The organism is Janthinobacterium darwini (assembly GCF_051380905.1).
Taxonomy (GTDB): Bacteria; Pseudomonadota; Gammaproteobacteria; order Burkholderiales; family Burkholderiaceae_D; genus Janthinobacterium.
Map to the genome: position 1 here is coordinate 258,697 of NZ_JBNYXX010000005.1, position 9,980 is coordinate 268,676.

A 9,980-nucleotide genomic window follows, 5' to 3' on the forward strand; every position below is an offset into this window, starting at 1 on the left:
GTCGCTATTCTAAAAAGGAGGGCGGGGAGCTTACGCCTGCGCCGGGGTGCCCAGTTGCTGCGTCACCTGCACGAACTGATCGAGTTTCGCCAGCGCGGCGCCCGAGCTGACGGCCTTGCGCGCATGGGCCAGGCCGTCTTCGATCGAACTGGCTACGCCGGCCGCGTACAGCGCCGTGCCCGCATTCAGGGCGACGATGTCAGCTGCCGCACCGGGTTCGCCGCGCAGCGCTTCCATCATCTTGGCCTTCGATTCGATGGAATCAGCCACTTTCAGGTTGCGGCTGGCGATCATCGACATGCCGAAATCTTCGGGATGGATTTCATATTCACGGATTTCGCCGTTGATCAATTCGCCCACCATGGTGGCTGCGCCCAGCGACACTTCATCCATATTGTCGCGGCCATACACGACGATGGCATGCTGCGCGCCCAGGCGCTGCAGCACGCGTACCTGGATGCCGACCAGGTCGGCGTGGAACACGCCCATCAGAATGTTCGGCGCGCCGGCCGGGTTCGTCAGAGGCCCCAGGATATTGAAAATCGTGCGCACGCCCAGTTCCTTGCGCACGGGCGCCGCATGCTTCATGGCCGCGTGGTGGTTCGGTGCGTACATGAAGCCGATGCCCGTCTGCGCGATCGACTGGGCGATCTGCTCGGGCTGCAGGTTGATGTTGACGCCCAGGGAGTCCAGCACGTCGGCGCTGCCGGACGAGGACGAGACGCTGCGTCCGCCATGCTTGGCCACGCGCGCGCCGGCTGCCGCCGCCACGAACATCGAGGCGGTGGAGATATTAAAAGTGTGCGCGCCGTCGCCGCCCGTGCCGACGATGTCGAGCAGGTTGGTGGTGTCGGCCATGGGCACCTTGGTGGAAAACTCGCGCATCACTTGCGCGGCGGCGGCGATTTCGCCGATGGTTTCCTTTTTCACGCGCAAGCCCATGGTGAGCGCCGCGATCATGGTGGGCGACATTTCGCCGGACATGATCTGGCGGAACAGGTAGAGCATTTCGTCGTGAAAGATTTCGCGGTGTTCGATGCAGCGCAGCAGGGCTTCTTGTGGGGTGATCGGCATGATGCTTCCTTCTTCAATGATGGCGCAGGAGGACACTGATGGCACGCCGTGGCGTGCGCATGGAATCAGCGCTCGAGGAAATTCTTCAGCAGGGCGTGGCCGTGCTCCGAGAGGATCGATTCGGGGTGGAACTGCACCCCCTCGATATCGTATTCCCGGTGGCGCACGCCCATGATTTCGCCGTCGTCCGTCCACGCCGTCACTTCCAGGCAGGAAGGCAGCGAGGCGCGTTCGATCGCCAAAGAGTGGTAGCGGATCACTGTGAAGGGGCTGGGGATGTCCTTGAAGACACCCACACCCGTATGCGCGATGACGGAAGTCTTGCCATGCATGACCTGCTTGGCGCGGATGACCTTGCCACCAAATGCTTCGCCGATGGCCTGATGCCCCAGACAGACGCCCAGTATCGGTTTCTTGCCGGCGAAGTGCTTGAGCACTTCCACCGAAATACCCGCCTGCTTTGGAGCTTTCGGGCCGGGCGAGATGCAGATGCGGTCCGGGTTCAGCGCTTCGATCTGTTCGATCGTGATTTCATCGTTGCGGTAGACCCGCACGTCTTCGCCCAACTCGCCGAAATACTGCACGATGTTGTAGGTGAAGGAGTCATAGTTGTCGATCATCAGCAGCATCTTAAAACTCCCCATCCAGGCCATCTTGCACTTGTTCGGCGGCGCGCAATACGGCGCGCGCCTTGTTTTCGGTTTCCTGCCATTCCATTTCGGGGATGGAGTCGGCCACGATGCCGGCCGCAGCCTGCACGTACAGCATGCCGTCCTTGATCACGCCCGTGCGGATGGCGATCGCCACGTCCATTTCGCCGCCAAACGACAGGTAGCCGCATGCGCCGCCATAGATGCCGCGTTTGGTGATTTCCAGCTCGTCGATCACTTCCATGGCGCGCACTTTCGGCGCGCCCGTCAGGGTGCCGGCCGGGAAGGTGGCGCGCAGCACGTCCAGGTTCGACAGGCCGTCTTTCAAAGTGCCTTCCACGTTCGAGACGATGTGCTGCACGTGCGAGTATTTTTCGATGACCATGCGGTCGGTGACTTGCACGCTGCCCGTTTCGGCGATGCGGCCGATGTCGTTGCGGGCCAGGTCGATCAGCATCACGTGTTCGGCGATCTCTTTCGGATCGGCCAGCAGTTCAGCCGACAGCTCGGCGTCGCGCTCTGGCGTGGCGCCGCGAGGACGGGTGCCGGCGATGGGGCGCAAGGTGACTTTCTTGCCGCCGTCCGCCAGCTTCTCGTTGCGCACCAAAATCTCGGGCGAGGCGCCGATGATCTGCATGTCGCCGAAATTATAGAAGTACATGTACGGCGACGGATTGAGCGACCGCAGGGCGCGGTACAGGGTCAGCGGAGAATCGACATACGGTTTGCGGATGCGCTGGCCGATCTGTACCTGCATCAAGTCTCCGGCCATCACGTATTCGTGCGCCTTGGCCACCGCCTTCAAATAGTCTTCCTTGGAAAAATCGCGGATGGTTTCCGTACGCACGGAGGCGCTGGTAACGGGCGCATCGACGCCGCGGCGCAACATCATGCGCAAGTCTTTCAGGCGCTGGCGAGCCTTGCTGAACGACTCGGGCTGCGTGGTGTCGGCGTAGACGATCAGGTACAGTTTGCCGGACAGGTTGTCGATGACCGCCAGTTCCTCCGTCACCATCAACTGGATGTCGGGCAGGTTCAAGTCGTCTTTCGGCGCGCCCCCTGCCAGTTTTTTCTCGATGTGGCGTACGGTGTCGTAGCCGAAGTAGCCAGCCAGGCCGCCACAGAAACGCGGCATGCCAGGGCGCAGGGCCACCTTGAAGCGAGACTGGTACTGTTCGATGAAGTCGAGCGGATTGCCTTCGTGCTCTTCGATCACGGCACCGTTCTTGACGATCTCGGTGCGGTTGCCATGGCTGCGCAAGACGGTCGTGGCGGGCAAGCCGATGAAGGAATAGCGGCCGAAGCGTTCGCCGCCGACGACGGATTCGAGCAGGAAGGTGTTCTTGCCGCCTTGCTGGGTTTGCGCCAGTTTCAGGTACAGCGTGAGCGGGGTTTCCAGGTCGGCAAAAGCTTCAGCGATCAGGGGGATGCGGTTGTAGCCTTGTTGGGCCAGCGATTTGAATTCGAGTTCGGTCATGTGTCTCTCCATGCCGCCAGGGTACGCGTGTGCGTCGTGCTTATAAAACACAAACCCTGCGGTGGGTTATCAAAAAACCTGCCGGTGCGCGCGCGCAGCCGACAGCAATCTTACACGGCTCGGCCCTTAGGCCTGCCAGGATTGCCAGCGTCGCCAAAGCCAGGCCTCAATCGAGCCGGTTTGGGTGACATTGTGTTTTTTGATGAGAAACGTGTTCACGATGTGGTGTTGGTCAGTATGCTGGTCTGTTGTGCATGCTTATAAAATGCGCTGCTTCGAGCAGCGTATTTACTATACCATCGGAATCGGTGTCGTGTATAGAGTGTCCGTGGTTGTAACCATACGGTACGGTCAAGACGGGGCAAGCCGCAGCCCGTGCCGCTTGCGCGTCATTCGAGGAGTCGCCGATGGCCACCACTTTGGCGGGCGCCAGATCGAAGTCCGCGCACACTTGCAGCAGTGGCATGGGGTGTGGTTTTTTCTTCGGCAGCGAATCGCCCCCGTAGACGATCTCGAAATACTGTGCCAGGTTTTTCTGCTTCAGCAGGGGCAGGGCGAAGGCGATCGGCTTGTTGGTGACGCAGGCCAGGCGCAGGCCCGCCGCCTTCATTGCCGCCAGCCCTGCTTCCACGTCCGGATACAGGGTGCTGAACTGGCCATTGATGGCCAGGTAGTGGCGCTGGTAAGCCTCCATTGCCTGCTCGAAACGCTGTTCCACGCCGGCCGCATCGAAGTCGAGCGCCAGCACGGTGCGGATCAGGTTTTCCGAGCCCTTGCCCACCATCAGTTTGATGGCGTCGGCGCTGATGGGCGCCAGATCCAGTTCCGCGCGCATGCCATTGATGGCGACATGAAAATCGGGCACGGTGTCGAGCATCGTGCCATCGAGGTCGATGATGGCGGCGCGCACGCCGGCCAGTACGTGGTCTTTCACCGTGCCTGCTTGCATCAGGCGCCCTTCACTTTTGCCAATTCGGCACGCATGGCGTCGATGACTGCCTTGTAGTCAGGCTTGCCGAAGATGGCCGAACCAGCGACGAAGGTGTCGGCGCCGGCAGCGGCGGCCGCGGCGATGTTGTCGATCTTGATGCCGCCATCGACTTCCAGCATGATGTCACGTCCGGATTCGTCGATCATGCGGCGTGCTTCTGCGATTTTCTTCAGCGCTTGTGGAATGAAGGACTGGCCGCCGAAGCCGGGGTTGACCGACATGATCAGGATGATGTCGATCTTGTCCATCACGTGTTCCAGGTAGTGCAGCGGCGTGCCCGGGTTGAAAACCAGGCCCGATTTGCAGCCATTGTCGCGGATCAGCTGCAAGGAACGGTCAACGTGATCCGACGCTTCCGGATGGAAGGTGATGATGTTCGCGCCAGCCTTGGCGAAATCCGGGATAATGCGATCGACAGGCTTCACCATCAGGTGCACATCGATGGGTACTTGCACGTGCGGGCGGATAGCCTCGCACACCAGCGGGCCGATGGTCAGGTTCGGCACATAATGGTTATCCATCACGTCGAAGTGGATGATGTCGGCGCCGGCGGTAACGACGTTGCGCACTTCTTCGCCCAGACGGGCAAAGTCGGCGGACAGGATGCTGGGAGCGATACGGAATGTTGTCATGGTGGCTAAGGGCTTAGAGTAGAAAATGCGAAGATGCGCTATTTTACGCTTGGCGCCGTTACCATGCTTCATTGAAGTACAGTGAAACACAGAATACGCATCGCGCGATGGCCAATGCGGCGCGCGCGACACACAATACACGACTGGCAATGTCTGAATAGGAATGACGATGGCGACTTATGAATTTACGGTAACGGTCAAGACGCAATATCTGCCCGAGCAATCGGCACCGGACCAGGGGCGGCACGTGTTCAGCTACACGATACGCGTCGTCAACACGGGCACAGCTGGCGCGCAGCTGATTTCGCGCCACTGGGTCATCACGGATGCGAACAACAAGGTGGAAGAGGTGCGCGGCCTGGGCGCCGTCGGCCACCAGCCGTTGCTGCAGCCGGGCGAGCAGTTCGAATACACGAGCGGTACCATGCTGGGTACGCCGCAAGGCTCGATGCACGGCGAATACTTTTGCGTGGCCGAGGATGGCCATCAATTCGAAGCGCCGATTCCCGAGTTCGTGCTGTCGGTGCCGCGCACCCTGCATTAACGAGTGACGTGGGGCTCGCGCCCCTTATTTCAGTTTTTCGGTGCGGTCCTGTTCTTCGCTGAGCTGCTTGCGTGCAGGTGGCGCGGGTTTTTTACCCGAATACATGGTCCACCAGACTATAAATGCCAGCAAGAAGAACGCCACCAGCGCCTCTATCATCAAGATCCACATACGCACCCCTATGTTATTTACCCGCAGCTTAGTATTTACCCGCCGTCTACTGACACGCGGTAGTCTACCCGTTTCAATGGGCGCCGTCGCGCTTGCTTTGTCCGCATGCACCACGCCGCCCACGCCGTCCGCTGCCTCCAGCGGCAAGGCGCCCGCCATTGCTCCGACCGTCGTCAAGCCTGTACCTGCCAAACCGGCGGATGCCAAGGATGCCACGGATGTGGCGGCGCCCACTTTCGTGCCCGCCAAGTTTGCCGCCTTGCCAGGTTGGGCCCGCGACGACATGCGCGCCGCCTGGCCAGCGTTCATGGCTTCGTGCGGGGTGCTGGTGAAACGCCCGGACTGGAAGGAGTCGTGCACGATCGCGCGCCAGGTGAATGCGGATAGCGACAAGGCCATCCGCCTGTTCTTCGAGACCTTCTTTGTGCCCAATCAAGTCGTCACCGCCGATGGCGCCAGTACCGGTTTGGTGACCGGCTATTACGAACCGCTGCTGCACGGGGCGCGCAAGCGCGGCGGTCCATATCAGACACCGCTGTACAAGGTGCCCGACGATCTGGTCTCGGTCGATTTGTCCGGCGTATATCCGGAATTGAAGAATATGCGCTTGCGCGGCAAGCTGGTCGGCAAGAAGGTGATACCGTATGCGACCCGTGCCGACATCGAGCGCGCCACGTCCGTCACGGGTAAGGAATTGCTGTGGGTGGATGACGAAGTCGAAGCGTTCTTCCTGCAGGTGCAGGGTTCCGGGCGCGTGCAGCTGACCGATACGCAGGAAACCGTGCGCGTGGCGTACGCGGACCAGAACGGTCACCCGTACAAATCGATCGGACGTTACCTGGTCGACAAGGGCGAGCTGACGCTGAGCCAGGCGTCAGCGCAGGGCATCAAGGCGTGGATCGCCGGCCATCCCACGCGCAAAGATGAATTGTTCAACGCTAACCCGAGCTATGTCTTTTTCAAGGAAGAGCGCCTGCCCGATCCCAAAGTGGGACCGAAGGGCGCATTGGGCGTGCCGTTGACGCCGCAGCGTTCGGTCGCCATCGATTCGCGCTTCCTGCCGCTGGGTGCGCCCGTGTTCCTGTCCACCACGCAATCCAATAGCGAGATTCCCATGCAGCGCCTGGTGATGGCGCAGGATACGGGCGGCGCCATTCGCGGGCCCATCCGGGTCGATTACTTCTTTGGTTTCGGTGCGGAAGCGGCGGAGAATGCGGGCCGCATGAAGCAGAGCGGCGCCGTGTGGGTGTTGTTGCCGAAGCAGGCGCCGGCGCGCTGAGTTTGTCGCGGCGCCGGACGGGGATTGCGCTAGCGCAAGGTTAGCGCAGGACCATGACTGGCAGCTGTGTATGCGCCAGTACTTTTTGCGTTTCGCTGCCCACGAACAGCTTGTTCAAGCCTTTGCGGCCATGCGAGGCCATCAGGATGATGTCGCAATGGTAGGTTTGCGCCGCATTGACGATTTCCTCGTGTGGGCTTGGCGAGACGACGACTACGCCTTCGAAGGGCACGCCGACAGCGCGTGCCGCTTCGCCGATCTTGTCAACGGCGCGTTGCGATGATTCCTGCATTTGTTGCTCGTACAAACCGGCGTCGAGCACGATGCCGCCATCGGCCATCGGCGAGAACGGGAAGGGCTGCACCACGCTGATGGTAACCAGCTTGGCCTTGTTCAATTGAGCGAAGGCGAGGGCCGTCTCGGCGGCTTTGTCGGACAGCGGCGAACCGTCGGTGGGAAATAAGATGGTGTTAAACATGACGTGCTCCTAGAGTGATGTAAGACAGCTTATGGATTTACATCAATGAAAACCTTGATGTAAATCAAACCTCATAGGCTTTGGCATGAATAGTGTCGCCAAGGCAATCTTTCAGCAGTGTATGCCCGTTCGTCGCTTCAGGTGCGCACGCTACGCAGCGGCGTGCCCCACACCATGGCGATGGTCAGTGCAATGCCGCCTGCCGCGATGCACGCCAGGCCATTGCGCACGCCAAAGTGTTGCGCTACCCAGCCGGCAGCCAGCGCGCCCAGCGGCGCCGTCGCCACCGTCAGGAAACGCATGGTCGAGGTCATGCGGCCCAGCATGGGGTCGGGCGTGACCTTCTGGCGCAAGCCCAGGTAGGGAATAAAGAACAGCATCACGCCGCAATCAAAAAAGAACATCAGCACGGCATATGCCACGGCGCTGGCGGCTGTGCTGCCGAACAAGGCGGCGGGGATGGTGGGCGTCAGGGCAAAGCACACGGAGGTGGAAGCGAGTCCGATCAGGATGGTTCTGCCGGCGCCATAGCGGCGCGTCAGCGGCTTGACGATAAAGGCGCTAAGCAGTACGCCGGCGCCACCGAGCATCTGCGTCATGCCCAGCACGCCAGGACTCATGCCCAGGTCGCGCGTGGCGAACAGCACCGTCAAAGCCATGCTGGCGTAAAACAGGAAGTGCCAGATGCCGGCGCCCCAGGCCAGCGCGCGCAGCAGTGGTTCACGCCAGACAAACAGCAAGCCGTCAGCGATGTCGCGCAGGGCGTGCTTGTCGGACGGCGCGGGACGCGGGTCGCGCACGCTCATGGCGCGCAGGTTGCAGACCGAAACTAAATAGCCACAAGCCGTGCACAGGATGGCGACGGGCGCCGACAAGACCTGAACCAGCACGCCGGCCAGGCCGGGACCGATCAGGCGCGAAGCCGATTCGGTGGCGGCAAATTTCGACTGCGCATCGATCAAGCCATCGCGGCCCACCAAAAAGGTCAGGAAAACCTGTTCGGCGCCGCCACCGACAACAAAGCCCGTGCCGATGATGAATCCCACTATATATAACCACGGCATCGACAGCACGCCGCACCAGTAGGCGACCGCCACGCTGGCCAGGGCCAGGCCCGACATGCTTTCGCTGAGCAGCATGATGGGGTGCTTGCTGCGCCGGTCCAGCAGTACGCCGACGGGCAAGCCGAAGAGGGCGAACGGCAGCGCCTGCAGGGCGACCAGCACCCCCATCTGTTCCGGCGTCGCATGCAGTAGCAGCACCGCGCACAGGGGCAGGGCCAGCGAGGTGATCTGGGCGCCGAAGCAATTGAGGCCGTTGCTGAACCATAGGCGGCGAAAATTGACGCTGGCGACGCTGCCGTCGCCGCGCAGGTAGCGGGCGCAGTACTGGAAGAGGGAGGTGAAAATACGCTGCTCGGTAAAGGTGATCGGGCTCACAATAATAGCAGTGCGCCTGTCGCACCGCTGCCGTTAGCCGCTACAATCGTCACACCGTTCATCGAGAGGAGACACTATGCAATACGAAGACCTGATCATCGACATCCAGGACAAAGTGGCGGTCATCCGCCTGAATCGCCCGAAGGCGCTCAACGCCTTGAACGACAACATGATGAATGAGCTGGGCGACGCCCTGTTGAAGTTCGACGCGGATGACAATATCGGCTGTATCGTGCTCACGGGCAGCGAAAAGGCGTTTGCCGCTGGCGCCGACATCGCCGCCATGGCCGATTACACCTATCCGGACACCTTCACCCAGGGTTATATCAGCCGCAATTGGGAGCATATCTTGCGGGTGCGCAAACCCGTAGTGGGCGCCGTAGCGGGTTACGCACTCGGTGGCGGCTGCGAACTGGCCATGATGTGCGACTTCCTGATCGCTGCCGACAGCGCCAAATTTGGCCAGCCGGAAATCAAGGTGGGGGTCACGCCAGGTGCTGGCGGCACGCAGCGTCTGCCGCGCGCCATCGGCAAGGCCAAGGCCATGGATCTGCTGCTGACGGCACGCACCATCGATGCAGTGGAAGCGGAACGCATCGGCCTGGTATCGCGCGTGGTACCGGCCGATAAATTGCTGGAAGAAGCGCTGGCCGCTGCCAAGACCATCGCCGCCATGCCCACCTCGGTCGCCATGATGATCAAGGATTGCGTCAACCGCGCCTTTGAAACCACCCTGACCGATGGCGTTGCCTACGAGCGTCGCTTGTTCCAGGCCGCCTTTGGTACGCCCGCGCAAAAAGAAGGCATGCACGCTTTCTTGGAAAAGCGCTTGCCAAACTTCGGCGGTCTTTGATATGATTCGCCTCCCCGATGAGACGCACTAGTTTGCGGCGCAAAGGGGACAGCCTTCCGGGGCTGGATAGTAAAAAGTTTTTAAGCGCAATGCGCTGAAAAACGGGGGTTGACGGACGTAGCAAAATGCTTCATAATCTTCCTTCTTCGCAGCTGACAAACACAACGCTTTGTCGATAGCGCGAAAGCAGTACCGAATACCGTTCTTTAACAATTAACAGTCGATAAGTGTGGGCATTTGATGTAAGTGCAGCAGTGATCTTCGGATCGCTGTAAAACTTAAAATATCAAATGTTCACAAGAAATAATGAAATAGGATACTTCTTCGGAAGTAGCCTGTCAGTTTTTTGAGTGAGCGACCCGTCGCAAGACGGTGCCAATAAAATGGCAAAG

Annotated in this window: 11 protein-coding genes; 3 read left to right on the forward strand and 8 right to left on the reverse strand. The window is 60.5% G+C overall.

Annotation, left to right across the window (positions count from 1 at the left end; all coding sequences use genetic code 11):
* Positions 1–30: 30 nt before the first annotated feature.
* The 5 genes from trpD to rpe all read right to left on the reverse strand — a co-directional run bounded on the left by trpD (position 31) and on the right by rpe (position 4,824).
* Positions 31–1,074, reverse strand: a complete 1,044-nt coding sequence (gene trpD / locus ACQ4WZ_RS24405; RefSeq protein WP_436574710.1) for an anthranilate phosphoribosyltransferase — start codon at positions 1,072–1,074, stop codon at positions 31–33.
* A 65-nt stretch (positions 1,075–1,139) separates the two neighbouring features.
* Positions 1,140–1,703, reverse strand: a complete 564-nt coding sequence (locus ACQ4WZ_RS24410) for an aminodeoxychorismate/anthranilate synthase component II (RefSeq protein WP_101483754.1) — start codon at positions 1,701–1,703, stop codon at positions 1,140–1,142.
* 1 nt (position 1,704) lies between these two features.
* Positions 1,705–3,201, reverse strand: a complete 1,497-nt coding sequence (trpE, locus tag ACQ4WZ_RS24415) for an anthranilate synthase component I (RefSeq protein ID WP_101483755.1) — start codon at positions 3,199–3,201, stop codon at positions 1,705–1,707.
* 232 nt (positions 3,202–3,433) lie between these two features.
* Positions 3,434–4,150, reverse strand: coding sequence for a phosphoglycolate phosphatase (locus ACQ4WZ_RS24420; RefSeq protein WP_101483756.1), 717 nt, complete (start codon positions 4,148–4,150; stop codon positions 3,434–3,436).
* Positions 4,150–4,824, reverse strand: coding sequence for a ribulose-phosphate 3-epimerase (rpe, locus tag ACQ4WZ_RS24425; protein WP_133988713.1), 675 nt, complete (start codon positions 4,822–4,824; stop codon positions 4,150–4,152). The genes ACQ4WZ_RS24420 and rpe overlap by 1 nt, the downstream gene beginning before the upstream one ends.
* 169 nt (positions 4,825–4,993) lie before the next feature.
* Here rpe and apaG point away from each other — a divergent pair, with 169 nt between their 5' ends.
* Entirely contained in the window at positions 4,994–5,368 is a 375-nt protein-coding gene (apaG, locus tag ACQ4WZ_RS24430; protein ID WP_034753698.1) for a Co2+/Mg2+ efflux facilitator ApaG/CorD, read from the forward strand.
* A gap of 24 nt (positions 5,369–5,392) precedes the next feature.
* On the opposite strand, the gene ACQ4WZ_RS24435 is transcribed toward apaG, so the two are convergent.
* Positions 5,393–5,539 carry a hypothetical protein gene (locus tag ACQ4WZ_RS24435; protein WP_166674646.1) on the reverse strand — a complete coding sequence of 49 codons (147 nt, stop codon included), beginning with the start codon at positions 5,537–5,539 and terminating at the stop codon, positions 5,393–5,395.
* Between the two features lie 76 nt (positions 5,540–5,615).
* On the opposite strand from ACQ4WZ_RS24435, the gene mltA reads away from it, so the two are divergent.
* On the forward strand, positions 5,616–6,818 hold the full coding sequence (gene mltA / locus ACQ4WZ_RS24440) for a murein transglycosylase A (protein WP_436574711.1): 1,203 nt from the start codon (positions 5,616–5,618) through the stop codon (positions 6,816–6,818).
* Between the two features lie 40 nt (positions 6,819–6,858).
* Here the strand turns inward: mltA and ACQ4WZ_RS24445 are convergent, their stop codons facing one another.
* Positions 6,859–7,296, reverse strand: coding sequence for a universal stress protein (locus tag ACQ4WZ_RS24445; protein ID WP_101483758.1), 438 nt, complete (start codon positions 7,294–7,296; stop codon positions 6,859–6,861).
* 137 nt (positions 7,297–7,433) lie between these two features.
* Positions 7,434–8,735: an MFS transporter gene (locus ACQ4WZ_RS24450; RefSeq protein WP_436574712.1), complete on the reverse strand. Its 1,302-nt coding sequence runs from the start codon at positions 8,733–8,735 to the stop codon at positions 7,434–7,436.
* A gap of 76 nt (positions 8,736–8,811) precedes the next feature.
* On the opposite strand from ACQ4WZ_RS24450, the gene ACQ4WZ_RS24455 reads away from it, so the two are divergent.
* A complete protein-coding gene (locus ACQ4WZ_RS24455) occupies positions 8,812–9,588 on the forward strand; it encodes an enoyl-CoA hydratase (RefSeq protein WP_436574713.1) in 777 nt (258 codons plus the stop codon).
* Positions 9,589–9,980: the final 392 nt, after the last annotated feature.